Raw genomic sequence first — 26,946 nt, forward strand, 5'->3', positions numbered from 1 at the left:
TGTCATGTCCTCGGCGTAGATACTTCCGCTATCGCGAGCAGGCTCGCTCCCACATTGCGGTTGCCGCTGGCCCCTGTGGGAGCGAGCCTGCTCGCGATGACGGTGATGCATCCACCGCAACGGTTATGCCGTGCGAGCCAGTTTCTCTTCCTCACCCAGGCATGCCGCCGCAGTGAACAGCACATCGGTGGAAGAGTTCAGCGCTGTCTCCGCCGAGTCCTGCAGGACGCCGATAATGAACCCAACGGCCACCACCTGCATGGCGATTTCGCTCGGGATACCGAACAGGCTGCACGCCAGAGGGATCAGCAGCAGCGAGCCGCCAGCCACGCCGGACGCGCCGCAGGCGCAAATGGCTGCGACGACGCTCAACAGCACCGCTGTCGGAATGTCCACCGCGATCCCCAGGGTATGCACCGCGGCCAGGGTCAGTACGGTGATGGTGATAGCGGCACCGGCCATGTTGATGGTCGCACCCAGCGGGATCGATACCGAGTAAGTGTCCTCATGCAGGCCCAGGCGGTTGCTCAGCTCCAGGTTAACCGGAATGTTGGCCGCCGAGCTGCGGGTGAAGAACGCGGTGATGCCGCTTTCGCGCAGGCAGGTGAACACCAGCGGGTAGGGGTTGCGCCGCAGTTTCCAGAACACGATGAGCGGGTTGACCACCAGTGCGACGAACAGCATGCAGCCGATCAGCACGGTCAACAGGTGCAGGTAACCGAGCAGGGCGCCGAAACCGGAGGTAGCCAGGGTCGAGGCGACCAGCCCGAAAATCCCCAGCGGGGCGAAGCTGATCACCAGGCGCACGATCACGGTCACGCCGTTGGACAGGTCATCGAGCACGGTGCGAGTGGTTTCGCCAGCATGACGCAGTGCAATACCCAGGCCGATGGCCCAGGCCAGGATGCCGATGAAATTACCGCTGGTCAGTGCGCGGACCGGGTTGTCCACCACGCTGAGCAGCAGGCTCTGCAGCACTTCGCCAATGCCACCGGGAGCGGTGACGGCGACGTCCTGGGCGGACAGCACCAGGCTGGAGGGAAACAGGGTACTGGCAACGACCGCAACCACCGCCGCAGCGAAGGTGCCCAGCAGGTATAGGAACAGGATTGGCCGGATATGGGTTTCCTGGCCCTGCTTATGGTTGGCGATCGAAGCCATGACCAGCACGAACACCAGAATAGGAGCCACGGCCTTGAGGGCGGACACGAAGACCTTGCCGATGAATGCGGTGGATTTCGCCACGTCCGGCGCCAGCCAGGCCAGGGCGATACCAATGATCAGACCAATGACGATTTGCGTCACCAGGCCGGTGCGTTTGAAGCGTTGCAAAAGAGAAGGGGATAAAGCAGTCATAACGGCTATCCATGTGTTTTTTGTTGTGGGCGACGGTCGGCGTTCAGGGCAACAAGCGGGCAGACCACGTGAGCGGGACCGGAAAAAATGTTCAACGTTTGCGGGGCGCGGACTTTAGCACAGCCCGGTAAAGAATCTGACGGACCTGTGACGATCCGTCACTCAGGTGTTTAAGCACATTTGTCTGTCGCCCACATTCTGTTAGGCTTTGGTCCTCTCACCTCTCTCTTCTTCCAGCGGGCCTCAAGCCAACGCTGGTGTTGTCGTTTTGCCGGAGTTCTGCATGTTGTTACCCATTTTCCTGTTGTCGGCCGCCGGCTTCACCGTGCTGACCACGGAATTCATCATTGTCGGCCTGCTGCCATCCATCGCTCGCGACCTGCACGTCAGCATTCCCCAGGCCGGATTGCTGGTGACACTGTTCGCGTTTACGGTGGCGGCGTTCGGTCCATTCCTGACAGCCTGGTTTGCCCGTTTCGAGCGGCGCAGGCTGTTTATCAGCGTACTGCTGATGTTCGGCCTGGCCAACACATTGGCGGCCGTTGCCCCCGATATCTGGGTCATGGCCATTGCCCGGTTGATCCCGGCCCTCGGCCTGCCGGTGTTCTGGGCGCTGGCCAGCGAAACGGCGGTGGACATCGTCGGGCCGCAGTACGCCGGGCGGGCCATTGCCCGGATCGGCTTCGGCATCGTCTGCGCCACGGTATTCGGGATCCCGGTGGGAACGCTGATATCCGATGCGTTCGGCTGGCGCAGTGCGTTCGCAATCCTGGCCGTCATCGCTTTCGCCAAGGCGTTATTGCTGTTCATCTACCTGCCGAAAACCAACCTGCACTTGCATCAGGTCAGCTTCCGCTCGCAGTTCAAGATCCTGCGCAGCCCGCTGATGCAAGGCCATGTGCTGTTGTCGATCCTGGTGTTCAGCGGCATGTTCACCGCCTACACCTACCTGGCCGACATCCTCGAACGTCTCGCCGGGTTCGATGGCACGCTGGTGGGCTGGTGCCTGATGGGGTTCGGCGCCGTGGGGCTGGTGGGCAATTCCCTGGGTGGTCGAGCGGTGGACCGGCATCCGCTGATTGCGTCGATGGTGTTCTGCCTGTTCATGATCGGCGGCATGGTGGCGTTGGTGCCGAGCATTCACTCGACCCTGTGGCTGGCCGCGGCGATGGCAATCTGGGGCGTGACCCAGGCCGCTCTGTTCCTCGTCAGTCACGTGCGACTGATGAAGGCCGCCCCGGAGGCGCCAGCCTTTGCCGCGTCGCTGAACATCGCTGGCGCCAATCTGGGCATTGGTCTGGGGGCGTGTCATCGATACGCTGGGCCTGGGCAGCGTCGGTTTTGCGGCGGCCGGTTTCATCCTGGTATCGATCCTGCTGGCGTTGCTGCTGATGACTTTCAAGCCCCGACCCGTCCACGCTTAGTGGAACAACTCGCGACGTGCGCCTTCGGCAATCGCGACGATGCCCGGGTGGCTGACCTTGCGTTCCACGGAGATGGCATAGAACGACTCGCTCACCGCGTCGGTCTGGCCGATCTCCTGCACGCCGTACTGGCGCTTCACTTCTTCGGCGATCACGCTCGGGCCGATGAAAATGCCGCTGCCTGACTGACCGAAGGCCTGCATCAACGCGCTGTCGTCGAACTCGCCGACGATGCGCGGCTGGATCTGCTGCTCGGCGAACCAGCGTTGCAGGCGGCTGCGGACCACGGTTTCCGGGCCGGGAATCAGCAGGGGGGCGTCCTGCAGGCCTCGAGGAAAATCCTGCCCGTAGCGCTCGGCCAGTGCGGCGGTGGCGAAGAAGCTGATGCCGCATTCCCCCAGTTTCTGGCTGTAGCCCTTGATGTCCAGGTGACTGGGCATCGGACTGTCGGAAATCACCAGGTCCAGGCGCTGGATCGCCAGGTCCGCCAGCAGCCGTTCGAGTTTGTCCTCGCGGCAGGTGATGCGCAGCGGTTCGCTCAGCTCCATGGTCGGCGCCAGCAATCGATAGACGATGGACTTGGGCACCACGTCCGCCACCCCGACCCGGAACAGCGTCTGTTGTTCGTTGGGCTGGGCCCGGAGCATCAGCTCCAGTTCGCCTCCCAATTGGAACATGTGCTCGGCGTAGGGCAGCGTCTGGCGCCCGGCTTCCGTCAATTCCAACTGCCGTCCGACGCGGCGAAACAACTTGATGTTATACGTCTGCTCGAACAGGGAGATCTGTCCGCTGATGGTTTGTGGCGTCAGGTTCAGTTGCTCGCACGCCCGCACGATGCTGCCCGTCTTGGCCACCACCCAGAAGTAATGCAGTTGTCGATAGTTGAGCATGGGTTCACTTGGTTTCGTAAAAGCCGAAGTATAACCGCTGAAAATACGAATTTTCCTGAAGTATCGACGTCTCTAGAATGCCTGGCCATTGGTGAGCCATCTTCGGGCTCCATGTTTCCTCAGAGGCTTCTAACCATGACATACAAATCCCTGGGTCTTGCAGCCATGCTAGCGATGTCTTCAATGGCGCTCGTGGGCTGCGAACAGGCTGAAAAAAGTGCCGAACAATTGGCCCAGCAGTTGAAGGAACAAGCGGTCGATGCGGCCAAGAAAGCCATCGACGATACCCACAAGGCAGCCGAGCAGGCGCTGAACGACGCCACCGGCGGGTTGATCAGCCCCAAGAAGGAACCGGCGCAGGACGCTGACAAAGCCGAATCTTCTACCCAAGCCATTTAACCCCGTCACATCGAGCCAGGACTGACCCATGGACTATCTTTTACAACTCGCTGCCAGCCCCACTGCCTGGATCGCCCTGGCGACCCTGGTCGTCATGGAAATCGTGCTGGGCATCGATAACCTGATCTTCATTTCGATCCTGACCAACAAGCTGCCCGAACAGCATCGCGTCAAGGCGCGGCGAATTGGTATCGGCATGGCGCTGATCCTGCGCCTGGGCTTGTTGAGCACCATCGCGTTCATTGTGCAGTTGACGGAGCCGGTCATCGAAATCATCGGCCAGGCGTTCTCCTGGAAGGACATGATCCTGATCGCCGGCGGTCTGTTCCTGCTGTGGAAGGCCACGACCGAGATCCACCACAGCATGGACCCCGCGCCAAACGATCCGAAGTCGGCCACGTCTGGCGTGACCCTCGGGTTTGCCGCCGCAATCGGTCAGATCCTGATGCTAGACCTGGTGTTTTCCATCGACAGCATCATCACGGCCGTGGGCATGACCGAACACTTGCCGATCATGATCATCGCGGTGGTGGTGTCGGTACTGGTGATGTTGCTGGCGGCCGAGCCCCTGGCCCGATTCATCAATAACAACCCGACGGTGGTCATGCTGGCGCTGGGCTTCCTGATCATGATCGGCATGACGCTGATCGCCGAAGGCTTCGGCGCCCATGTGCCCAAGGGCTACATCTACGCTGCCATGGCGTTCTCGGCTGCGATTGAGGTGTTGAACATGATGGCCCGTCGCGCCCGTCAAAAGGCATTGGGCAACGAAGCCTGATTGCAGGCATGCAGAAGCCGCCCGGGTCCGACCCGGGCGGTTTTTTTTGGCTTTATGAAAGTAGGCGTTCAGTGCGCGGCGGCGTGGCGTCGAGTGGGTTCCGTGGGTTTTTCCGTTTTCGATGAAGACGGATGATGGCGACGGGTGATCCGCAGCACGCCCCACAGCATGGCCGCCGCTACGCTCAACCAGCCGAATACCAGCATCAGAATTATCGTTGTCAGGCTCATGCGGCCTCCCTCAGCCCCGGTCCAGGGCAACGCACTTGGTTCAATGGACAGTCTAGTCGTTCAAGTGTTGCAGGCAGTCGTTCGCAGTCGTAGGCGACGGACAGGTTCGTTCTATCGCGGCGGCGAGACTGCTGTTTAAGGCTATACCCGAGCCAGTGGGCGCTTTATGATCGACGGCCCAAGCCTGACCCGTTCATCGGGTACCTGAACTAGAGACTCATCATGTTGCCGGTCATTCCCTCTTTTCGATCACTGGTATTCGCGACGGCCTGCCTTGCGGCCCTGGCGGGTTGCGCGGGCAGCGTGTCGCCTCAAATCCAGCGCCTGCCCGAACGGGTGGAGCTCAACAGCGTGCCGTTCTATCGCGGCGATATGTACCAGGGGGCGCCACAATCCCTGGCCGCCGTGTTGACCTCGCAGGGTACGGTGATTACCCCGGGGTTGCTGGAGAAGCCATTGCACCTGCCAGGTGGCGAAGCGGGCTTGCAGCAGAATATGCAAACCCTGGCGCGCGAGTATGGGTTGGTGGTGTATCCCCTCGACAATGAATTGTCCGCATTGTTGGAGCAGGTCGCAGCAGGCAACCCGGTGTTGCTGCGCTACACCGAGGGCACGGCATTCTGGTCCGGGCCTCGATACGGGATTCTCGCCGGCTATAACCGGCAGAAGCGCACGGTCTTGCTGCGTTCGGGCATGAACCGGAGGCTGTTGATGAGCTTCAGTGGGTTCGAATCGGCCTTCAAGGACGCCGGCGGCTGGGCAGTACTGCTCCAGCGACCCACGCAGCTTCCGGCCAACGTCAACCCGCAGCGCTGGTTGAAAGCGGCGGACGAGCTGGCCGGAGCAGGGCAGGAGCAGGCCGCGGCGCGCGCCACCAGGGCCCTGGGTACAGCGCATTGATGGCTTGCCCCGTTCGTCACCTGCCGGGCACGACCCGGCACGCCTGAAACTCTTATCGTCAGGGTCCGGACTGTCCGGGCCATGATTCAAGGAGGCAGGTATGGCACAGTCGAAAACGCCCACGGGGCCCCATTCTTCCGAGCATTCATCCGCGGATGATGAGCTGGGATTCGATCCGGATTCTCCGGATCTCGATGATCCGCAAGTCGATCCCATCGGGCCGGCCAAGGCCCCACGTGATGAGCAAGACAAGCACGGCGAACCTCGGGACAAGACCTATGATCCGCTTGGTGATCTGAAGCATTGAGCGAAAAAAAGCCCGACGAGTCGGGCAGTGTTGCTCTCCAGGGTTTATGAGCCTGTGGCGAGGGGGATAAATCCCCTTGCCACAGATGACGCCGCATTCGTTATTACTTGGAGGCTTCCACCACGCCGCTCTGGCGACTCTTGAGGTTCTTCGCCGCCTTGTACTGCATGGCCACCGCCGGAACGTTGGTGCTCTTGCCCGTTTCCACCCAGCTGCGAATCCGGCTGGCGTCGGCGAAATGGGTGTATTTGCCAAAGGCATCGAGAATAACCAGCGCCATCGGGCGATTGCCCATTTTCGTCACCAGTACCAGACAGTGACCGGCCTGGTTGGTGAAGCCGGTCTTGGTCAATTGGATATCCCAGTTGTCCTTGTGGATCAGGTGATCGGTATTGCGGAAGCCCAGGCTGTAGACCGGCTTGCGGAAGGTGACGGTCTTTTCCTTGGTAGTGCTCAATTCGCTCAGCAGGGGGTATTTGCGAGCAGCGATCAGCAGCTTGGTCAGGTCCCTGGCGGTGGATACGTTATGGATCGACAGGCCTGTCGGCTCGACATAATGGGTGCTGGTCATACCCAGTGCCTTCGCCTTGGCGTTCATGGCGGCGATGAATGCTGCGTAACCGCCTGGGTAATGATGCGCGAGACTGGCGGCGGCGCGGTTTTCCGAGGACATCAGGGCAATCAGCAATACATCGCGGCGCGACAGTTCGCTGTTGAGCTTGACCCGGGAAAACACCCCTTTCATTTCCGGGGTGTTGGTAATGGTGATGGAGATGTATTCGTTCAGGTCCTGCTTGGCATCCAGCACGATCAGCCCGGTCATCAATTTGGTCACCGACGCGATGGGGACCACCACATCCGGATTGCTGGAGTACACGACTTTATCCGACTGCAGATCCAGCAACATCGCGCTGCCCGAAGCGACTTGCAGTTTTGACGTGTCTCGAGGGGCTGCGATGGTTTCCTGCGCGTTGATGTTCTGCGTGATAAGCGCGCCTGAGAAAGCGATGAACAGGCTGAGGATCGAAAGACGGATTTTCACGCGAATAGACTCGATAGAGTTGAAGAGGCCGTTCAGCAACGGCTTTTGAAAAAAGCGCTGCATTTTATGAGTATGGGCGACAACGGCGCTACATGCCTGTACCGCTGGGCCTCGAGAATAAATAAAGTTTAATGAAGGGGGGCAAACCAATGTGGGAGCGAGCCTGCTCGCGAAGGCGGCGTATCAGCGATTTCATGGCTGACTGACACACCGCTTTCGCGAGCAGGCTCGCTCCCACAGGGTTTTGCTTTGGCCGGGGAAACTCAGCTATGCAGCGTCTCGGCCGCGTACAGCGTGTTTTCCAGCAGGCAGGCTCGGGTCATCGGGCCCACGCCGCCAGGTACCGGTGTGATCCAGCTGGCGCGGGGCAGGGCGGTCTCGTAGACCACGTCACCCACCAGCTTGCCGTCTTCCTGGCGATTGATGCCGACGTCGATGACGATGGCGCCTTCCTTGATCCACTCGCCCTTGACCAGGCCCGGTTTGCCGGCGGCCACGACCACCAGGTCGGCACGTCCGACATGGCCGGCCAGGTCCTTGGTGAAGCGGTGGGTCACGGTCACGGTGCAGCCGGCCAGCAGCAGTTCCATGGCCATCGGCCGGCCAACGATGTTGGATGCACCCACGACGACGGCATCGAGGCCGTAAAGGTCCACGCCAGTGCTTTCCAGCAGCGTCATGATGCCTTTGGGGGTGCAGGGGCGCAGCAACGGGATGCGCTGTGCCAGGCGACCGACGTTATAAGGGTGGAAGCCGTCGACGTCTTTGTCCGGACGGATGCGCTCCAACAATCTGGAGGCGTCCAGGTGTTCAGGCAGGGGCAGCTGGAGCAGAACGCCGTCAATGTTAGGGTCATCGTTCAGGCGATCGATCAGATCGGCCAGCGCTTGCTGGGTGGTTTCGGAAGGCAGGTCGTAGGCCTGGGAAAGGAAGCCGACCTCTTCACAGTCTTTACGCTTGTGCGAGACATAAACCTGAGAGGCGGGATCGCTGCCGACCAGGATCACCGCAAGACCGGGCGTGCGCAGGCCTTGCTGGCGACGCTCGGTGACGCGTTGGGCGATCTGCTGGCGCAGGCTGGCGGCGATCGATTTGCCGTCGATAAGTTGTGCAGTCATTGCGCGTGGTTAACCATCGAGAGGGGAAAAAAAGAGAGCGCATTCTCGCATGCCGAGGCGTGAGGGCAAAGGCGCTTGGTCTGCAAATTCCCCTAACCCCTTTAATTAAATGAATTTTTTTTAAAAAAGAGTTGACGACCTATCAGGCCGTCTATAACATTCGTCGCACTTGTCGGGCACAGCCTAGCACTGGTTAAGAAGGTGGAGCAGAGTTGGATGTTTAAACTCGGCAAAACTGAAAGCACTTAGTTTGTAATCGTCAAAGAATACAGATTAAAAAGGCGCCCGTAGCTCAGCTGGATAGAGCATCCGCCTTCTAAGCGGATGGTCGCAGGTTCGAGTCCTGCCGGGTGCGCCATTAGGCAGCTTTGGCACAAGTAACGCAACAAGGCAATATGGTGGGCGTAGCTCAGTTGGTAGAGCACGGGATTGTGACTCCCGTTGTCGTGGGTTCGATCCCCATCGTCCACCCCATATTCTAGAAAGGCGCCAGATCTAACAATCTGGCGCCTTTGCTTTAAAAGCTTGATACGCGGATGTGGTGGAATTGGTAGACACACTGGATTTAGGTTCCAGCGCCGCAAGGTGTGAGAGTTCGAGTCTCTCCGTCCGCACCATACAAGTCGCTATTTGAATAGCAGAGAACGGCGCAGTACCTGAAGAGGGCTGCGCCGTTTTTGTTTTCGGCATTCAGATGATTTGTTGCCTGTCTTGTTTTGGGGCAGGTTTGGCGATGGGTTGTTGCGATTGTGTTTCGCGATGATGCGCGGTATGCCCGTCGGTCTCCTGGTGAAGATCGAGTGCCGGGGAGGTGCAGGTCACGCCTCTATATATAGAAGCGTCGGCGCAGAGCCCCCGCAATGGTCGGTTGTATTTGCAATCCGGGCGAGGCATGACCGTTTGCCTCGCTCCTAATGCCGGCGCCTGTTTTTCCGCCGTTTTCAGTAGGGTGACTTCTTGAGTTTGACCTACTAGAATGCATGCCCTTGATTCTGGGGTCGGAAAACGCCCGGCCAACGTCTGTGCAACGAGGAATATCCATGCAAGTTTCTGTTGAAAATACTACTGCTCTTGAGCGCCGCATGAGCATCACCGTGCCGGCTGAGCGCATCGAGACTCAGGTCAACAAGCGTCTGCAGCAGACTGCCCAAAAGGCCAAAATCCCAGGTTTCCGTCCAGGCAAGGTGCCAATGAGCGTGATCCGTCAGCGTTACGAAGCTGATGCGCGCCAGGAAGCCGTGGGCGACGTGATCCAGTCTTCGTTCTACGAAGCCGTGGTCGAGCAGAAGCTGAACCCGGCCGGCGCGCCATCCGTCGAGCCTAAAGTGCTGGAAAAAGGCAAGGACCTGGAATTCGTCGCCACTTTCGAAGTGTTCCCCGAGTTCACCGTTGCCGGTTTCGAGTCCATTGCCGTCGAGCGCCTGAGCGCTGACGTGTCGGATGCCGATCTGGACAAGATGCTGGACATCCTGCGCAAGCAGAACACCCGTTTCGAAGTGACCGATCGCGCTGCCCAGAACGAAGATCAACTGAACATCGACTTCGTCGGCAAGGTTGACGGTGAAGTGTTCGCTGGCGGTTCCGCCAAGGCCACCCAGCTGGTGCTGGGCTCCGGTCGCATGATCCCAGGCTTCGAAGATGGCCTGGTCGGCGCGAAAGCCGGTGAAGAGCGCGTTCTGAACGTGACCTTCCCAGAGGACTACCAGAACCTGGACCTGGCTGGCAAAGCCGCCGAGTTCACCGTGACCGTAAACAGTGTTTCCGAGCCGAAGCTGCCTGAGCTGAACGAAGAGTTCTTCGCCCAGTTCGGTATCAAGGAAACCGGTCTGGAAGGTTTCCGCGCCGAAGTTCGCAAGAACATGGAGCGTGAGCTGCGTCAGGCCATCAAGTCCAAGGTCAAGAACCAGGTCATGGACGGTCTGCTGGCTTCCAACCCGATCGAAGTGCCGAAGGCGCTGCTGGACAACGAAGTGAACCGTCTGCGCGTGCAGGCTGTTCAGCAGTTCGGCGGCAACATCAAGCCTGATCAACTGCCGGCCGAGCTGTTCGAAGAGCAAGCCAAGCGTCGTGTCGTACTGGGCCTGATCGTTGCTGAAGTGGTCAAGCAATACGAACTCAAGCCTGACGAAGCCCGCGTTCGCGAGCTGATCCAGGAAATGGCTTCGGCTTATCAGGAGCCTGAGCAAGTCGTGTCCTGGTACTACAAGAATGACCAGCAACTGAACGAAGTCCGTTCGGTTGTGCTCGAAGAACAAGTTGTGGATACTGTTCTGCAGAAAGCTAGCGTGACCGATAAAGCGGTCTCTTACGAAGAAGCGGTCAAGCCGGTGGAAGCTCCACAAGCCGATTGATTGTTCTGCGGTAAGAAATACACACCATAAGCCAGCCTTCGCGCTGGCTTATGCGTATTCAAGACATAACTATTTGGGAGTGACTGCGAGACATGTCCCGCAATTCTTTTTATCAGCAGAGCTCTGACATCCAGGCCGCAGGCGGCCTGGTCCCGATGGTTATCGAGCAGTCCGCCCGCGGCGAACGTGCCTATGACATCTACTCGCGCTTGCTCAAGGAACGCGTCATCTTCCTGATCGGGCCCGTTGAAGACTACATGGCCAACCTGGTTGCGGCGCAACTGCTGTTCCTTGAAGCGGAAAACCCGGACAAGGATATCCATCTTTATATCAACTCACCCGGCGGTTCGGTGACTGCAGGCATGTCGATCTACGACACCATGCAATTCATCAAGCCAGACGTTTCCACCATCTGCATCGGCCAGGCCTGCAGCATGGGCGCTTTCCTGCTCGCCGGCGGCGCTGCGGGCAAGCGTCATTGCCTGCCTAACTCGCGCATGATGATTCACCAGCCATTGGGCGGTTTCCAGGGCCAGGCGTCGGACATCGACATCCATGCCAAGGAAATCCTCCACATTCGTTCGCGTTTGAACTCGCTGTTGGCTCATCACACCGGTCAAAGCCTCGAAACCATTGAGCGAGACACCGAGCGTGACAACTTCATGAGCGCCGAGCGTGCAGCCGAATATGGCCTGATCGACTCCGTGATCAACAAGCGTCAAATGCCTGCCTGAGCCACTCAAAATGCAGGTGGTTGGGATGACCGGCCGCCTGCGGGCTTGAAAAAGCCCGCAATTGCCTTCATCTTGTGTTGCAAGCCTATCGGATTTGGATCGATCGAATGACTGACACCCGCAACGGCGAGGACAACGGCAAACTGCTTTATTGCTCTTTCTGTGGCAAAAGCCAACATGAAGTACGCAAATTGATTGCCGGCCCCTCGGTCTTCATTTGCGACGAGTGCGTCGACCTGTGCAATGACATCATCCGCGAGGAGGTGCAGGAAGCCCAGGCCGAAAGCAGCGCGCATAAGTTGCCTTCGCCTAAAGAAATCAGCGGCATCCTTGACCAATATGTAATTGGTCAGGAGCGTGCGAAAAAGGTATTGGCCGTAGCGGTTTACAACCACTACAAGCGCCTCAACCAGCGTGACAAAAAGAATGACGAGGTCGAACTCGGCAAGAGCAACATCCTGCTGATCGGCCCGACAGGCTCGGGTAAGACCCTGCTTGCCGAAACCCTGGCCCGTTTGCTGAACGTTCCGTTCACCATCGCCGACGCAACCACCCTTACCGAGGCGGGTTACGTGGGGGAGGATGTCGAGAACATTATTCAGAAGTTGTTGCAGAAGTGCGACTACGATGTCGAAAAGGCCCAGATGGGCATTGTCTACATCGATGAAATCGACAAGATTTCCCGCAAGTCCGACAACCCGTCCATCACCCGGGACGTATCCGGTGAGGGCGTGCAGCAGGCCTTGCTCAAGTTGATCGAAGGTACGGTCGCTTCCGTTCCGCCCCAGGGTGGTCGCAAGCATCCGCAGCAGGAGTTCCTGCAGGTCGACACCCGTAACATCCTGTTCATCTGCGGTGGTGCGTTTTCCGGCCTGGAAAAGGTCATTCAGAACCGTTCCACTCGTGGCGGCATCGGTTTCAATGCCGAAGTGCGCAGCAAGGAGGAAGGTAAGAAGGTCGGTGAATCCCTGCGTGAAGTCGAGCCTGACGATCTGGTCAAGTTTGGTCTGATCCCGGAATTCGTCGGTCGTCTGCCGGTTCTGGCGACGCTTGACGAGCTGGATGAGGCTGCGTTGATGCAGATCCTGACCGAGCCGAAGAATGCTCTGACCAAGCAGTATGCCAAGCTGTTCGAAATGGAAGGTGTAGACCTGGAGTTCCGTTCCGACGCGCTGAAGTCGGTGGCCAAGCGTGCCCTGGAGCGTAAGACCGGTGCCCGTGGGTTGCGCTCGATTCTCGAAGGCGTATTGCTCGACACGATGTACGAAATCCCCTCGCAGTCCGAGGTGAGTAAAGTCGTGATCGACGAAAGTGTCATAGAAGGCAAGTCCAAGCCACTGTATATCTACGAAAACAGTGAGCCGGCTGCCAAGGCCGCACCGGACGCTTAAGCGTCCTGCTGCTGGAACAAAGGAGGGGCCTTCGGGCCCCTTTGCTTTTATGTGGCGAGGGGATTTATCCCCTCGCCACATAGCGTTGTGTATAACTTTTATTTCTTTTAACCGTCTGGCATTTGCCTTAGCGCTTGTTTTTTTTCAAGGCTGCCCCCATCTTGGTTTCAAGCTTACTTCCATCTGTTTCCGGCCTTGTGGCCGCCGTTGAGGCGAAATCATGAAGACAACCATCGAATTGCCTCTCTTGCCATTGCGCGATGTCGTGGTATATCCGCACATGGTTATCCCGCTGTTCGTGGGGCGCGAGAAGTCCATCGAAGCCCTCGAGGCCGCGATGACGGGTGACAAGCAGATTCTGCTGGTGGCTCAGAGAAATCCTGCTGACGATGACCCTGGTGAAGACGCGCTTTATCGCGTAGGTACCATTGCAACGGTTCTGCAATTGCTCAAGCTGCCCGACGGCACCGTCAAGGTTCTGGTCGAAGGCGAGCAGCGCGGGGCGGTCGAGCGTTTCAGCGAAGTGAACGGCCATTGCCGCGCCGAAGTGTCATTGATCGACGAAGCCGACGTACCCGAGCGTGAGTCGGAGGTGTTCGTCCGCAGCCTGTTGTCCCAGTTCGAACAATACGTGCAGTTGGGCAAGAAAGTGCCCGCTGAGGTGCTGTCGTCGCTGAACAGCATCGATGAGCCCGGCCGGCTGGTCGATACGATGGCTGCTCACATGGCGCTCAAGATCGAGCAGAAACAGGAAATCCTCGAGATCATCGATCTGTCCGCCCGTGTCGAACACGTGCTGGCATTGCTCGATGGCGAGATCGATCTGCTGCAGGTTGAAAAGCGCATTCGTGGTCGCGTCAAGAAACAAATGGAGCGTAGCCAGCGCGAGTACTACCTGAATGAGCAGATGAAGGCCATTCAGAAAGAGCTGGGCGATGGCGACGAAGGCCATAATGAAATCGAAGAGCTTAAAAAACGCATCGATGCCGCTGGTTTGCCCAAGGATGCTCTCGCCAAGGCCCAGGCCGAGCTGAACAAGCTCAAGCAGATGTCGCCGATGTCCGCTGAAGCCACCGTGGTGCGCTCCTACATCGACTGGCTGGTACAGGTGCCGTGGAAAGCCCAGAGCAAGGTGCGTCTGGACCTGGCCCGTGCCGAAGACATCCTCGACGCCGACCATTACGGCCTGGAGGAGGTCAAGGAGCGCATCCTCGAATACCTCGCCGTACAAAAGCGCGTGAAGAAAATTCGTGGTCCTGTGCTGTGCCTGGTTGGTCCTCCCGGGGTCGGTAAAACCTCCCTGGCGGAGTCGATTGCCCATGCGACCAATCGCAAGTTCGTGCGAATGGCCCTTGGCGGCGTGCGCGACGAAGCGGAAATCCGTGGTCATCGCCGCACCTACATCGGTTCGATGCCAGGAAGATTGATTCAAAAGATGACAAAGGTCGGCGTGCGCAATCCGCTGTTCCTTCTGGACGAAATCGACAAGATGGGCAGCGATATGCGTGGCGATCCTGCTTCCGCATTGCTCGAAGTGCTCGATCCGGAGCAGAACCACAACTTCAACGACCATTATCTGGAAGTCGACTACGACTTGTCGGATGTGATGTTCCTGTGTACCTCCAACTCCATGAACATCCCGCCAGCGTTGCTGGACCGTATGGAGGTGATTCGTCTGCCGGGCTACACCGAGGACGAGAAGATCAACATCGCCGTCAAATACCTTTCGCCGAAGCAGATCCAGGCCAATGGTCTGAAAAAAGGCGAACTGGAATTCGATGAGGAAGCGATTCGCGACATCATCCGTTACTACACCCGCGAAGCTGGTGTGCGGGGCCTGGAGCGTCAGATTGCCAAGGTCTGCCGCAAGGCGGTCAAGGAACATGCGCTGGAAAAACGCTTTGCGGTCAAGGTCACTTCCGACCTGCTGGAGCACTTCCTGGGCGTACGCAAATTCCGCTACGGCCTGGCCGAGCAGCAGGATCAGATCGGTCAGGTGACCGGCCTGGCGTGGACTCAGGTGGGCGGCGAGTTGTTGACCATCGAAGCCGCCGTGGTACCGGGCAAAGGGCAACTGATCAAGACCGGTTCCCTGGGCGATGTGATGGTCGAGTCGATCACTGCGGCGCAGACGGTCGTTCGCAGCCGTGCCCGGAGCCTGGGCATTCCCCTGGACTTCCATGAGAAGCGCGACACGCATATCCACATGCCTGAGGGGGCGACGCCTAAAGACGGTCCTAGCGCCGGCGTAGGCATGTGCACGGCCCTGGTGTCGGCATTGACCGGCATTCCGGTCCGCGCCGACGTTGCCATGACCGGTGAAATCACCCTGCGTGGGCAGGTACTGGCGATTGGCGGGTTGAAGGAAAAACTGCTGGCGGCACACCGTGGCGGAATCAAGATCGTGATCATTCCAGAGGAGAATGTGCGCGATCTGAAAGAAATTCCTGACAATATCAAGCAGGATCTTCAGATCAAACCGGTTAAATGGATTGACGAAGTCCTGCAAATTGCGCTGCAATACGCGCCGGAGCCCTTGCCGGATGTGGCTCCGGAGATTGTCGCGAAAGATGAGAAGCGAGAGTCTGACTCTAAGGAAAGAATTAGCACGCATTAATACGCATTTGCCTGGGGGGCTTCCTTGACAGTTTTTTAGAGCCCTTGTTATAAAGCGGCTCTTAAGTGTCTGTAGGCCATTCAGCACTCGTTTTTGCTTTCACCAAAAAAACTTAGAATCATCTCAAATAGATATAAGGGGACTTAGAGTGAACAAGTCGGAACTGATTGATGCTGTCGCTGCATCCGCTGATATCCCGAAAGCTGCTGCTGGCCGCGCGCTGGACGCTGTAATCGAATCCATCACTGGTGCTCTCAAGGCTGGCGACTCCGTTGTTCTGGTTGGTTTCGGTACCTTCGCCGTTACCGATCGTCCAGCTCGTACCGGTCGCAACCCACAGACCGGTCAAGCACTGCAGATCGCTGCTGCCAAGAAGCCTGGCTTCAAGGCCGGTAAAGCACTGAAAGACGCCGTTAACTAAGTTTCATTGAGTTTATCCGGGTCGGGGTCATGCCTGGCTTGGCAGCGGAGCGGTAGTGGGATCGGTTTCAACCGATCTGTCGTACCAGGGCTCGCGGGTTCGAGCCCGGTCCGCTCCGCCAGTTACGAGAAGGCGCATCCTCGGATGCGCCTTTCTTCTATCCGGATTCTACCCACGCTCCACGGTTGCCTAATTTGAAGTTCAACCGTTTCTGGGGGACGCATGCTGCAGAATATCAGGGACAATTCACAAGGCTGGATTGCCAAGACCATCATCGGGGTCATCGTCGCATTGATGGCGTTGACCGGTTTCGATGCCATTTTCAAAGCCACCACCCACAGCAATGACGCGGCCAAGGTCAACGGCGAGAACATCAGCCAGAACGAGCTGAGTCAGGCGGTCGACATGCAACGTCGCCAGCTCATGCAACAGTTGGGCAAGGACTTCGACGCCTCCCTGTTGGATGAAAAGATGCTTCGCGATTCAGCGCTCAAGGGCCTGATCGATCGCAAGTTGCTGCTGCAAGGCGCCCACGATGCGAAGTTCGCTTTTTCCGAAGCCGCGCTGGACCAGGTGATCCTGCAGACGCCTGAGTTCCAGGTGGAGGGCAAGTTCAGCCCGGAACGTTTCGACCAGGTGATTCGCCAGCTGGGTTACAGCCGCCTGCAATTCCGCCAGATGCTGGCCCAGGAAATGCTGATCGGCCAACTGCGCGCCGGCTTGGCCGGAAGCGGTTTCGTGACCGATGCCCAGGTGTTGGCGTTTGCCCGTCTGGAAAAACAGACCCGCGATTTCGCCACCCTGACCCTCAAGGCTGATCCTTCGGCAGTGAAGCTGACCGATGACGAGGTCAAGGCCTATTACGACAAGCACGCCAAGGAATTCATGACCCCCGATCAGGTGGTGATCGATTACCTGGAGCTGAAGAAAGCCGCTTTCTTCGATCAGGTCAGCGTCAAGGATGAAGACCTGCAAGCGGCGTATCAGAAAGAAATCGCCAACCTGTCCGAACAGCGTCGGGCCGCCCACATCCTGATCGAAGTGAACGACAAGGTCACCGAAGCCCAGGCCAAGGCGAAGATCGAGGAAATCCAGGCTCGCCTGGCCAAGGGCGAATCGTTTGAAGCCCTGGCGAAGGAGTTCTCCCAGGATCCGGGTTCGGCCAACAATGGCGGTGACCTTGGCTATGCCGGTCCAGGTGTCTACGATCCGGCGTTCGAAAAGGCGCTGTATGCGTTGAGCAAGGATCAGGTTTCGGCACCGGTGCGCACCGATTTCGGTTTGCACCTGATCAAGCTGCTGGGTGTCGAAGCACCTGAAGTGCCAACCTTCGCCAGCCTCAAGGACAAGTTGACCCGCGAGCTGAAAGCCCAGCAGGTGGAGCAGCGTTTCGTCGAAGCGACCAAGCAGCTGGAGGATGCTTCGTTCGAAGCTTCCGATCTGGCGCAGCCGGCCCAGGACCTGAAACTCACCGTTCACACGTCGGCGCCGTTCGGTCGTGAAGGTGGGGATGGGATCGCGGCGAATCGCGCTGTCGTTGCGGCCGCGTTCAGCCCGGAAGTGCTGGATGAAGGTGCCAACAGCACCGCCATCGAGCTGGATCCGGAAACCGTGGTGGTGCTGCGTGCCAAGGAACATCGCAAGCCCGAGCAACTGCCGCTGGAAAGCGTGGCTGCGGCCATCCGTACCCAGTTGGCCAAGGAGCACGCCATCGAGGCCGCCAAGACCCGGGCCGACGAGCTGATCGCCAGCCTGCGCGAAGGTAAGACGCCGCTGGCCAAGGCTGTCGACGGTCAAAGCTGGAAGGTCGTCGAGGCGGCGACTCGCAACCAGGAAGGTATCGAGCCTACGGTGCTGCAGGCATTGTTCCGCATGCCAAAACCCGAGTCCAAGGACAAGCCGACGTTTACCAGCGTGACCTTGCCCGACGGCAACCTGATGCTGGTGCAACTGCGTGGCGTGAATGAAGCCGCGGCACCGACCGACGCGGAGAAGGCCGAATATCGCCGCTATCTCGCGTCCCGTGTTGGCCAGCAGGACTTTGCGGCTTATCGCAAGCAGCTGGAAAGCGAGGCGGACATCAAGCGTTTCTGATGTCCTGATGGCTTGCCAAAAAAAAGACCCCGGCCGAAAAACCGGGGTCTTTTTGTGTCTGCTTATTGCTAAATGACAGGATGTTCATCGGCCCACTGGAATTACGTCTTTTTCCCGCAAACAACCCCCAGTAGACTTGTAACCCCTTTGAGACACGAATACCCACGCTGCCGGTGGGCGTTCTGTTGCACAATACGCCCCCGGACCGTTTTCCTCAGGATGTTCAATGTTCAGATCATTTCACATGCGCACCGTCGGACTGGCACTGATGCTGGTCGCCGCAGCCGGTTGCTCGTCGAAGAAAGCCGCTATTTATGAGCATGAAAACTTCGATGATTCCGGTACGTTCTCCCGCACTTATCCGGTGAGCGACACGGTGACCTGCGAAGCCGGGCGCCGGGCCTTGCTCAGCCAGGGCTACATCATTACCAGCAGCGACCCGAAACTGGTCAGCGGTCACAAGAGTTTCCAGCAGACCGGCGATACCCACATGGAGATCAGCTTCAACCTGGTCTGTGCCGAAGACGGTGGTGCCGGACATCGTGCGACCATGTTTGCCAACGCGTTGCAGGACCAGTATGCGCTGAAGAAAGTCAACAACTCCGCCAGCTTAGGCGTGGGTGTGTTGGGTTCGGTGTCGATGCCGATCGGCTCGTCGGATGATTCGATGGTCAAGGTGGCCAGCGAAACCGTATCGGCGACCAAGTTCTACGAGCGTTTCTTTACCCTGGTGGAGATGTTCCTGCCTGCGGAAGCGAAGAAGGGCGCACCGGCTGCCGAGAAGCCCAACACTGAGCTGGGCGTTCCGGAACCCAAGGCCGAACCGGCTGCCTTGACACCCACTCCGACGCCAGCTGCGCCGGTAGCTGCCCCAGCCCCCGCCGAAGCGGCGCCGGCAGCATCGGAGCCCGTCGTACCGCCCGCGGAGCCTGCGCCGATTGCACCCAGCGAGCCCGCGCCATACGTAGGCCCGGAATCGACGCTGGAAGAGATCAAGCCACCGCCGCCCAGTGATTTGCCCCCGCCGACCGAGGCAATCCAGCCGCTGCCTTCATCCTGAGAATCCGTGGCAAGGATGTCATGCCTTGTCACACCTCCATAGGTTGATTTCCCATCGTTGTGCTACGTTTAAAACATGAAGCCTTTGCTTCATGTTTTGTTCATAAAGCAGCTTTATTCTGACACCAAGGCCATCAGGCGTCGGTTCAACGATATGGGAAGGATTCAAAATGGATGATTATCAGGAAGAGCTGCTGGAATATCAGGCCTACGAGCTGGATCCGTTGGAGCCCGCCGAGGATGCGACGGAGTTGTAACACCCCCTGCAGTTTATAGCGTTAAGCCGAGCCCTTTAAGCTCTATTGGCCTTTTGGCTGCGACGAAACTCTCCCGGTGTCTGGCCATTCCAGCGTTTGAAAGCGCGCTGGAATGCCTCGGCTGAAGCGAAGCCCAGCAAGTAGGCGATTTCTCCGAACGCCAGTTCGGTGTCTCGAATATAGGTCATGGCCAGGTCGCGGCGCGTATCATTGAGGATCGCGCGAAATTGCGTGCCTTCCTCTGCCAGTTTCCGGCGCAGTGTCCAGGTCGGCAGCTTCAGGCGCGCCGCCACTTCTTCCAGATCGGGTTCCCGGCCACCGTTGAGCAACGGCCCAAGCAGTTGAGTGATGCGTTCGCGCAGGCTGCGGGTGCGGGTGAGTTGTTCCAGTTCCCGTTCACACAGTTGAACCAAGTGCCGCCAAGTGCTCGGGCAATGCTGCGGGTTGCGTCGGGCAAGGTCATCCAGGCCCAGGCGCAGCTGGTTCTGGTCGGCACCGAACAGGATCGGGCAATCGCCGAGCGTACGGTAGGCTTCCAGGTAAGCCGGTGCCTCGAATTCGATCTCGATGCGCTCGGCCCGTAACGGGGTGCCGCCTACGCTGGACAACTGCTGGAGCCAGCCAGCAACGATCGAATCCACGACGAAACGGTTATAGGCGTTATAGGGGCTGATGGAATAGAACCGCAGCCAGGCGCCCCGGGCGTCCTCGTGAAAACTCGATTGGCCACGATAGTTGGAGCCATACAACGGCTCGAAGCGGATCAAGCAACGTGCCGCTTCGCGTACCGTCGGAGCCTGGGCCGCGGTGACGCCAGCGAGGCCGGCCTGGCTCAAGCGGCTGAGCTGACCCATGCGCAGGCCCAAGGCAGCATCCTGGGTCAGCTGGATCGCAGCGTAACCGAGGCGCATATAGCGTGGAATCGATAATCGGGCCCCGGGCTCGGCCAGGCGTGCGGTGTCGAGACCGTACTGTTCGAGCAGGGGCTGGGGATCCTGGCCATGGCTGGCTACCGCATCGGCCAGGCTATGGACGAAGCCCACGGACAAGTCGCCCAGGCGCATCGGCTTCATGCTCACAACCACAGGTTCAGCAGGCGGGCGCCACGGGCTTCGCCGTCGGGGAAATGCTGGCCGTTGTGGCTGATGAAACTCTGGCCGGCGCTGCCGTTGTCCCAGAACTGGCCGCGTAGAAACACGCTGACACCGCCCTTGGCCTGGCTGATGGGCAGTTGACTGGTCAGCGTCAGGCGGTGCCAGGCCTGGCCTTCGCTCATTTCACCGGGCTTGAGGCTCACCTCGCTCGGTGTGGACAGACCTTTATAGCCGTTCCAGGGTTTGTTCCAGGTGTCGCGCCCGCTGATGAAGGCGGGGACCGCGATCAGTTGTGCGCCCTGATCGTTGAGCTGTCGGTAGTAACGCGGATACCAACTGTCGCTGCCGATCAGCACGCCCAGGCGCCCGGCGGGGGTATCGACGACGCGGAGGGCGTCCTGGCGGTCGGCCTCCAGCACATCCCGTTGTTCGAACACCGGATGCTGTTGACGCTGGGGCTGCCCGAGCGGTCGACCGTCGCTGCCAAACACCAGGCTGCTGTTGTACAGCGCGCCGCGGCCGATCTTCAGTTCACCTTCGCTGACGCTGGGGTCGGGCAATACGATGGAGCCGGCCACCAGGGTTACGCCGAACTCCCGGGCCAGCCCGCCAAACATGGCCTGGTAGTCGCGGGCCATGGTGTCGGCTTTCATCCGCAGGTACGCATCGTCCAGGCGGTTGTCGCCTTGGGCACCGAACAATCCCCGGATGAACGCCAGCGGGTTGCTGATTGCCAGCCAGTTCATGGCTTCCTTCAAGGTGCCAGCCTGATACAGCTCGTCTTTTTCTCCGCTGATCATCAACCAGGTGCCGATGTGTTCGGGCAGGACCACGACGGTTTTGTCGCTGAGCAACCCCAGGTCGCGAGCGGTTTGCAGGTAGGCCGCCAGTTTGCGGCGCAAATGCCCGGGGTTCTGGTAGTCGGTGGGGAACAGCTCGGGCTGGATGCCCAGCAAGTTGCCTCGATCGGCGGGAACACCCTGGTCGACCGCCAGGTCGATGCGCAGGTCCGAGAGGTAGTGCCCTGTCGGGCGATCCGCCGTCCACAGTGCATAGCTCATCAGGGCGGCAATCAGGGCCAGTGAAAACAGCAGGTACAGAAGTTTACGCATGGAGAGCAGTCAGCGGCCGTGTGCAGTTCTTACGGGGCAGGGTACGGTAAAACCTGAAATTAGCAAAAGAGAAGTCCCTGTGTGGGAGCGAGCCTGCTCGCGATGGCGGTGTGTCAGCCTGCATTGAGCTCGCTGGTCCGGCGCTATCGCGAGCAGGCTCGCTCCCACATTGGGCAATGGTCAGGCTTTCACATTCAGTGATTCTTGGCCTTTCTGATCCGCAGCATGATCACCAACATGATCAACAGCACCGGTGGTGCCATGCCGAGCAATGCTTCGCGCGCCGACAGATCCGCACCCAGCGTATGCAACCCGCTATAGACCAGTTTGAACAGGTTGATCAGGTAGTAGGTGATGGCAATGATCGACAACCCTTCCACCGCACGCTGGATCTTCACCTGTGCATCGGCCCGTGCATTGAGGCTGCGCAGAATCTCCGCGTTCTGGTCTTCCATTTCCACTTGTACCCGAGCCTGGAGCAGGTCACCCAGGTTGGCAACGCTCATGGCCAGTTGTTCCAGGCGTTGCTCGGTCGCCGCGCAGTAGCGCACCGTCGGCTTGAAACGTCGCTCGATAAACACGCCCAGTCTCTGGCAGTCGCCCAGATGGCTTTCACGCAACTCACCCAGGCGCTCGAACACCAGTTGGGCGTAGGCCCGGGTCGCGCTGAAACGGTGGCGATTTTTCACCGAACTGCCGACGATCTGGCGAGACAGTTGCGCGATGTCCTCCAGCAAGGCTTTGGCATGCACGCCGCTGGCGTTGGCGTTGCGTTCGGAGAGTGTCACCAGGCTGCGGTCGAACTCGTTCAACTGCGGGTCCAGCGTCTTGGCGATGCTGAGGGACAAGGAAGCCATCATGCGATAGGTTTCGATTTCGAGCAGGCGCCGGATCATGCGTCCCTGTCGATAGGCGTTGAGTCGCCGATTGATAAACAGGAAGCGGTTGGTGCCGTCCTCGGTGAGGCGAAAATCGCTCCAGACCACGGCGTCGCCACCCCCCACGCTCGAGCCGCAGGGATCCTTGAAACCGTAGCCTGACAGGTCGAGGCCGTCTTCCGAACGCACCACCACCTGGACCGAATTGATGATCTGTGGAGCGTGACCTTCGATACCTTGCGCCAGGCATTCTGGCAGCGTGGTCCACTGCAATTCGTGACTGGCGGCGGGCACCACCAGGGTCAGGGTGAAGAACTCGGCATGACGTTCCCACTTGAGCGGGTGGCCGTCGATCCGAGTGATGCCCTGGGCGGCTTGATCCACCATGCTGTCGGGACATAGCCGCTCGAGCAGGGCCGTGCATTGGGCGTTATCGCCCAGGAACGCCAGATGGAAGACATGGGCCGGTTCGTCGAAGTACAGCGACGGACGAGCGTGCAGTTCGTTGTGCAGGATCTTTCGCTGGGGATGCATGCTAGCGGCCTGTGTGGTTTGAATTGTTTTTCTGTTCAGCCGCGTGGGCCACTGAGCATAGGACTGGCCCATCCCACCGGGAGTCACCAGGGTTTGCTCCTCCATTGGTACTGGATCGCTGCACATTTAGATCAATAAGTTGTCAGTTTCGGTCATTGAGCGCGGTGGTCCCGGCTTTTAGGCTGTGGGGCATGACTGAGGGAGGCCGCAGAGCTTCCGCATTTTCCGTGATCGCCCGTTGTGGAGTTACCCAATGACCGCCCTTCATTACCCGCATCTGCTGGCCCCGTTGGACCTGGGTTTTACCACGTTGCGCAACCGTGCCCTGATGGGGTCGATGCACACGGGTCTTGAGGAAAAACCCGGTGGTTTCGAGCGCATGGCGGCGTATTTTGCCGAACGTGCCCGTGGTGGCGTGGGCCTGATGGTGACCGGCGGGATCGCGCCGAACGACGAGGGCGGCGTGTACTCCGGCGCCGCCAAGCTGACCACCGAGGAAGAAGCGCTCAAGCACCGGATCGTCACCCAGGCCGTTCACGAGGCCGGTGGCAAGATCTGCATGCAGATTCTCCACGCCGGACGCTACGCCTACAGCCCGAAGCAAGTGGCGCCGAGCGCGATCCAGGCGCCGATCAATCCGTTCAAGCCCAAGGAACTGGACGAGGAAGGGATCGAGAAACAGATCAGCGACTTCGTCACCTGCTCGATGCTGGCCCAACAGGCTGAATACGATGGCGTGGAGATCATGGGCTCGGAAGGTTATTTCATTAACCAGTTCCTGGCGGCCCACACCAACCACCGGACCGACCGCTGGGGCGGCAGCTACGAAAACCGCATGCGCCTGCCGGTGGAAATCGTACGTCGGGTACGCGAGGCGGTAGGGCCGAACTTCATCATCATTTTTCGCCTGTCGATGCTCGACCTGGTGGAAGGCGGCAGCACCTGGGAGGAAATCGTCCAGTTGGCCAAGGCCGTCGAACAGGTTGGCGCGACGATTATCAACACCGGTATCGGCTGGCATGAGGCACGCATTCCCACCATCGCCACCAAGGTTCCCCGGGCGGCATTCAGCAAGGTCACGGCCAAGCTGCGCGGTTCGGTGAGTATTCCGCTGATCACCACCAACCGCATCAATACGCCGGAAGTGGCCGAGCAGATCCTCGCTGAAGGTGATGCCGACATGGTCTCCATGGCACGGCCGTTCCTGGCGGATCCGGATTTCGTCAACAAGGCTGCCGCTGGCCGGGCGGATGAAATCAATACCTGCATCGGCTGCAACCAGGCGTGCCTCGACCACACCTTCGGCGGCAAACTCACCAGTTGCCTGGTGAACCCGCGGGCCTGCCATGAAACCGAGCTCAACTATCTGCCGGTCACCCAGGTGAAGAAAATTGCCGTAGTCGGTGCCGGGCCGGCGGGTTTGTCCGCGGCCACGGTGGCGGCCGAGCGCGGTCATCAGGTGACGCTGTTCGATTCGGCCAGCGAGATCGGCGGGCAGTTCAACGTCGCCAAGCGCGTGCCGGGCAAGGAAGAGTTCTTCGAGACCCTGCGTTACTTCAATCGCAAACTGCAGACCACCCATGTCGAGCTGTGCCTGAACACCCGCGTGGATGTGGAACAATTGGTGGCGGGCGGTTACGACGAGATCATCCTTGCCACGGGGATCGCGCCGCGGCTGCCGGCAATTCCCGGTGTGGAACATGCCAAGGTGCTCAGCTACCTGGACGTGCTGCTGCAGCGCAAACCGGTGGGCCGCAGTGTGGCGGTGGTCGGGGCCGGGGGAATCGGTTTTGATGTGTCGGAGTTCCTGGTGCACCAGGGCGTCGCCACCAGCCAGGACCGCGAGGCGTTCTGGAAGGAATGGGGAATCGACACCCGGCTCCAGGCACGCGGCGGTGTGGCCGGGATCAAGGCCGAGCCCCATGCGCCGGCGCGGCAGGTGTTCCTGTTGCAGCGCAAGACCTCCAAGGTCGGTGACGGCCTGGGCAAGACCACCGGCTGGATTCACCGCACCGGGCTGAAGAACAAGCAGGTGCAGATGCTCAACGGTGTCGAGTACCTGAAGATCGACGACGAAGGTCTGCACATCCGTATCGGCGACAGCGGCGAGCCGCAGGTGCTGGCCGTGGACAACGTCGTGATCTGCGCCGGCCAGGATCCGCTGCGTGAACTGCAGGAAGGTCTGGAAGCGGCAGGGCAGAGCGTCCACCTCATCGGCGGAGCCGACGTAGCGGCGGAGCTGGACGCCAAGCGGGCCATCAACCAGGGTTCGCGGTTGGCGGCGCAGTTGTAAGGGGGCGCAGATCCCCTGTGGGAGCGAGCCTGCTCGCGATGACGGCGGCACATCCGACATTTCTGTCGACTGGACCACCGCTATCGCGAGCAGGCTCGCTCCCACAGGGGGATGTGGTGAGGCTGAATCTGCGGCCATCCGTGACCGCCTGTTAGAATGCGGGCCTCTTCGCGTCGGGCCTGCTCGCAATGCTTCTTCCTGCCCTTGATTGGCACCCCAACCCTAAACTCGAACTCCTGCATCTGGATTGGCTCACCCGCGCCGGTGTCGAAGTGGCGGCGTTGCGCCTGGACCGGATCGATCCCCTGATCAGCGGCAACAAGTGGTTCAAGCTGGTTCACCATGTGCGCGCCGCACACGAGGCCGGCGCCGAGGGGATCATGAGCCTGGGCGGTGCCTATTCCAACCACCTGCACGCGCTGGCTGCCGCTGGCAAACGCTTTGGTTTTCCAACGGTCGGCCTGCTGCGTGGTCAGCCCCGGGAAACGCCGACGGTGCTCGATCTGCAAGCATTCGGCATGGATCTGCACTGGTTGGGGTACGGCGGCTATCGGGAACGGCATGCCGCGGATTTCTGGGAGCCTTGGCAGGCGCGCTACCCCCATCTGCACCCGGTGCCCGAGGGCGGTTCAGGCTGGCCGGGCGCGCAGGGCTGCAAGGCCTGGGTGAGCAGTGCCCGTGAACAACTGGCGGCATTGGGGTGGACGGGTTATCACGGCTGGTGGCTGGCGTGCGGCACCGGCACATCGCTGGCGGGGCTGGTGTTGGCCGAAGCGGGTGCGCACCCGGTCCATGGTGTGCTCGCGGTGCCTGAGGACCACGGCGTGGCGCAGCAGGTCGAAGGCATTGTGCGCGAGGCGGGCATTGTCGATCCACGTTATGAGCTGCTCGACGGCAGCCGTGGCGGCTTCGCCCGGGTCGATGCATCACTGAGCGCCTTCATCGATGCCACTGGCGCAATCGAACTGGAGCCGCTCTATACCGGCAAGGCGCTGATGATGCTCAAGTCGCAAGTAGAAGCAGGCCGGTTTGCCCAAGGCACGCGCTTGATCTTCGTTCACACCGGCGGCTTGCAAGGCCGCCGGGGGTGGGAGTGAGCGCTGTCAGCCGCGCTTTGGCATCATTCGCAGCAGCGTGTTGTCGCGCACGATGTAGTGGTGATAGAGCCCCGCCAGGGCGTGCAGGCCGATCAACCAGTAGCCGATGGTGCCGCCCAGTACGTGCCAGCCTTCCAGCCGTTTGGCGAAGTCCTTGTCCTGATCGATCAACAGCGGCAGATCGAAACCGTAGAACATCACTTGATGCCCTTCAGCGCTGGTGATCAGCCAGCCCAGCAGCGGCATGGCAATCATGAACAGGTACAGCGCCCAGTGCATCAGGCGTGCAAGGACGGTCTGCCAGACAGGTGAAGCCGGAAAGATGGCCGGTGCCTTGCCCACGCTGCGGGCGAACAGGCGCAGCCAGACCAGCAGGAACACCGTCAGGCCGAGCATGAAATGCGCTTCCTTGATCAAGGTTCGACCGCCGCTGCCCTTGGGGAAGATCCCGCGAAACTCAATGCAGGCATAAACCACAGCCAGCAGCACCAGCATCAACCAGTGCAAGGTCACCGTGACGGTACTGTAGCGGTTTTCGGAATTCTTCCAGGGCATGCGGGGTCTCTCCAG

22 protein-coding genes, 3 tRNA genes and 1 pseudogene are annotated in these 26,946 nt (G+C 59.7%); 17 read left to right on the plus strand and 9 right to left on the minus strand.

What is annotated here, in order from left to right:
- Window positions 1-123: 123 nt before the first annotated feature.
- Window positions 124-1,356, minus strand: a complete 1,233-nt coding sequence (gene sstT / locus FGE05_RS03805; protein ID WP_139641692.1) for a serine/threonine transporter SstT — start codon at window positions 1,354-1,356, stop codon at window positions 124-126.
- 283 nt (window positions 1,357-1,639) lie between these two features.
- On the opposite strand from sstT, the pseudogene FGE05_RS03810 reads away from it, so the two are divergent.
- A pseudogene (locus tag FGE05_RS03810) lies at window positions 1,640-2,780 on the plus strand (MFS transporter).
- On the opposite strand, the gene nhaR reads toward FGE05_RS03810, so the two are convergent.
- The gene (gene nhaR, locus FGE05_RS03815; RefSeq protein ID WP_041021197.1) at window positions 2,777-3,670 is read right to left on the minus strand and encodes a transcriptional activator NhaR; all 894 of its coding nucleotides are present in this window, start codon (window positions 3,668-3,670) and stop codon (window positions 2,777-2,779) included. The pseudogene FGE05_RS03810 and the gene nhaR sit on opposite strands and share 4 nt — an antisense overlap.
- A 135-nt stretch (window positions 3,671-3,805) precedes the next feature.
- On the opposite strand from nhaR, the gene FGE05_RS03820 reads away from it, so the two are divergent.
- Both FGE05_RS03820 and FGE05_RS03825 read left to right on the plus strand, forming a co-directional pair.
- Window positions 3,806-4,069, plus strand: a complete 264-nt coding sequence (locus FGE05_RS03820) for a hypothetical protein (RefSeq protein WP_139641694.1) — start codon at window positions 3,806-3,808, stop codon at window positions 4,067-4,069.
- A gap of 28 nt (window positions 4,070-4,097) precedes the next feature.
- Window positions 4,098-4,847, plus strand: a complete 750-nt coding sequence (locus FGE05_RS03825) for a TerC family protein (protein WP_139641695.1) — start codon at window positions 4,098-4,100, stop codon at window positions 4,845-4,847.
- Window positions 4,848-4,915: 68 nt separating this feature from the next.
- Here the strand turns inward: FGE05_RS03825 and FGE05_RS29765 are convergent, their stop codons facing one another.
- Window positions 4,916-5,077, minus strand: a complete 162-nt coding sequence (locus FGE05_RS29765) for a hypothetical protein (RefSeq protein WP_175361247.1) — start codon at window positions 5,075-5,077, stop codon at window positions 4,916-4,918.
- 222 nt (window positions 5,078-5,299) lie between these two features.
- Here FGE05_RS29765 and FGE05_RS03830 point away from each other — a divergent pair, with 222 nt between their 5' ends.
- On the plus strand, window positions 5,300-5,977 hold the full coding sequence (locus tag FGE05_RS03830; protein WP_139641697.1) for a peptidase C39 family protein: 678 nt from the start codon (window positions 5,300-5,302) through the stop codon (window positions 5,975-5,977).
- A gap of 100 nt (window positions 5,978-6,077) precedes the next feature.
- Window positions 6,078-6,284, plus strand: coding sequence for a DUF6021 family protein (locus tag FGE05_RS03835; protein WP_139641699.1), 207 nt, complete (start codon window positions 6,078-6,080; stop codon window positions 6,282-6,284).
- Between the two features lie 103 nt (window positions 6,285-6,387).
- Here FGE05_RS03835 and pbpG read toward each other — a convergent pair whose 3' ends face one another.
- Together pbpG and folD are read right to left on the minus strand one after the other, a co-directional pair.
- Window positions 6,388-7,326, minus strand: coding sequence for a D-alanyl-D-alanine endopeptidase (gene pbpG / locus FGE05_RS03840; RefSeq protein WP_139641700.1), 939 nt, complete (start codon window positions 7,324-7,326; stop codon window positions 6,388-6,390).
- Window positions 7,327-7,589: 263 nt separating this feature from the next.
- Window positions 7,590-8,444, minus strand: a complete 855-nt coding sequence (gene folD / locus FGE05_RS03845; RefSeq protein WP_139641702.1) for a bifunctional methylenetetrahydrofolate dehydrogenase/methenyltetrahydrofolate cyclohydrolase FolD — start codon at window positions 8,442-8,444, stop codon at window positions 7,590-7,592.
- A gap of 281 nt (window positions 8,445-8,725) precedes the next feature.
- On the opposite strand from folD, the gene FGE05_RS03850 reads away from it, so the two are divergent.
- The 10 genes from FGE05_RS03850 to FGE05_RS03900 all read left to right on the plus strand — a co-directional run bounded on the left by FGE05_RS03850 (window position 8,726) and on the right by FGE05_RS03900 (window position 19,112).
- Window positions 8,726-8,802 (plus strand) — tRNA-Arg (locus tag FGE05_RS03850).
- Between the two features lie 40 nt (window positions 8,803-8,842).
- A tRNA-His gene (locus FGE05_RS03855) sits at window positions 8,843-8,918 on the plus strand.
- A 58-nt stretch (window positions 8,919-8,976) separates the two neighbouring features.
- Window positions 8,977-9,061: transfer RNA gene (locus FGE05_RS03860), tRNA-Leu, on the plus strand.
- A gap of 423 nt (window positions 9,062-9,484) precedes the next feature.
- On the plus strand, window positions 9,485-10,795 hold the full coding sequence (gene tig, locus FGE05_RS03865; protein ID WP_024778304.1) for a trigger factor: 1,311 nt from the start codon (window positions 9,485-9,487) through the stop codon (window positions 10,793-10,795).
- A gap of 92 nt (window positions 10,796-10,887) precedes the next feature.
- Window positions 10,888-11,529: an ATP-dependent Clp endopeptidase proteolytic subunit ClpP gene (gene clpP / locus FGE05_RS03870; RefSeq protein WP_003183177.1), complete on the plus strand. Its 642-nt coding sequence runs from the start codon at window positions 10,888-10,890 to the stop codon at window positions 11,527-11,529.
- 107 nt (window positions 11,530-11,636) lie between these two features.
- Window positions 11,637-12,920 (plus strand): ATP-dependent Clp protease ATP-binding subunit ClpX, encoded by a 1,284-nt coding sequence (gene clpX, locus FGE05_RS03875; RefSeq protein ID WP_024778305.1) that lies wholly within the window; start codon window positions 11,637-11,639, stop codon window positions 12,918-12,920.
- A gap of 220 nt (window positions 12,921-13,140) precedes the next feature.
- On the plus strand, window positions 13,141-15,537 hold the full coding sequence (lon, locus tag FGE05_RS03880) for an endopeptidase La (protein ID WP_139641705.1): 2,397 nt from the start codon (window positions 13,141-13,143) through the stop codon (window positions 15,535-15,537).
- Between the two features lie 148 nt (window positions 15,538-15,685).
- On the plus strand, window positions 15,686-15,958 hold the full coding sequence (locus FGE05_RS03885) for an HU family DNA-binding protein (protein WP_047703756.1): 273 nt from the start codon (window positions 15,686-15,688) through the stop codon (window positions 15,956-15,958).
- A gap of 222 nt (window positions 15,959-16,180) precedes the next feature.
- Complete coding sequence (locus FGE05_RS03895; protein WP_139641707.1) at window positions 16,181-18,052, plus strand: SurA N-terminal domain-containing protein; 1,872 nt, start codon at window positions 16,181-16,183, stop codon at window positions 18,050-18,052.
- Window positions 18,053-18,278: 226 nt separating this feature from the next.
- The gene (locus tag FGE05_RS03900) at window positions 18,279-19,112 is read left to right on the plus strand and encodes a DUF2242 domain-containing protein (RefSeq protein WP_139641709.1); all 834 of its coding nucleotides are present in this window, start codon (window positions 18,279-18,281) and stop codon (window positions 19,110-19,112) included.
- A 291-nt stretch (window positions 19,113-19,403) separates the two neighbouring features.
- Here the strand turns inward: FGE05_RS03900 and FGE05_RS03905 are convergent, their stop codons facing one another.
- The 3 genes from FGE05_RS03905 to FGE05_RS03915 all read right to left on the minus strand — a co-directional run bounded on the left by FGE05_RS03905 (window position 19,404) and on the right by FGE05_RS03915 (window position 22,986).
- On the minus strand, window positions 19,404-20,432 hold the full coding sequence (locus tag FGE05_RS03905) for an AraC family transcriptional regulator (RefSeq protein ID WP_217505288.1): 1,029 nt from the start codon (window positions 20,430-20,432) through the stop codon (window positions 19,404-19,406).
- Between the two features lie 11 nt (window positions 20,433-20,443).
- A complete protein-coding gene (locus FGE05_RS03910) occupies window positions 20,444-21,574 on the minus strand; it encodes a carbon-nitrogen hydrolase family protein (RefSeq protein ID WP_139641713.1) in 1,131 nt (376 codons plus the stop codon).
- A gap of 194 nt (window positions 21,575-21,768) precedes the next feature.
- Window positions 21,769-22,986 carry a DUF3422 domain-containing protein gene (locus FGE05_RS03915; protein ID WP_139641715.1) on the minus strand — a complete coding sequence of 406 codons (1,218 nt, stop codon included), beginning with the start codon at window positions 22,984-22,986 and terminating at the stop codon, window positions 21,769-21,771.
- Window positions 22,987-23,239: 253 nt separating this feature from the next.
- On the opposite strand from FGE05_RS03915, the gene FGE05_RS03920 reads away from it, so the two are divergent.
- Both FGE05_RS03920 and FGE05_RS03925 read left to right on the plus strand, forming a co-directional pair.
- Window positions 23,240-25,279 carry an FAD-dependent oxidoreductase gene (locus FGE05_RS03920; RefSeq protein WP_139641717.1) on the plus strand — a complete coding sequence of 680 codons (2,040 nt, stop codon included), beginning with the start codon at window positions 23,240-23,242 and terminating at the stop codon, window positions 25,277-25,279.
- Between the two features lie 188 nt (window positions 25,280-25,467).
- The gene (locus tag FGE05_RS03925; RefSeq protein ID WP_139641718.1) at window positions 25,468-26,376 is read left to right on the plus strand and encodes a 1-aminocyclopropane-1-carboxylate deaminase/D-cysteine desulfhydrase; all 909 of its coding nucleotides are present in this window, start codon (window positions 25,468-25,470) and stop codon (window positions 26,374-26,376) included.
- Between the two features lie 6 nt (window positions 26,377-26,382).
- Here FGE05_RS03925 and FGE05_RS03930 read toward each other — a convergent pair whose 3' ends face one another.
- Window positions 26,383-26,931 carry a cytochrome b gene (locus FGE05_RS03930; protein ID WP_139641721.1) on the minus strand — a complete coding sequence of 183 codons (549 nt, stop codon included), beginning with the start codon at window positions 26,929-26,931 and terminating at the stop codon, window positions 26,383-26,385.
- Window positions 26,932-26,946 lie beyond the last annotated feature (15 nt).

Origin of the sequence: Pseudomonas sp. ICMP22404 (assembly GCF_006227205.1) — a bacterium.
GTDB lineage: Bacteria > Pseudomonadota > Gammaproteobacteria > Pseudomonadales > Pseudomonadaceae > Aquipseudomonas.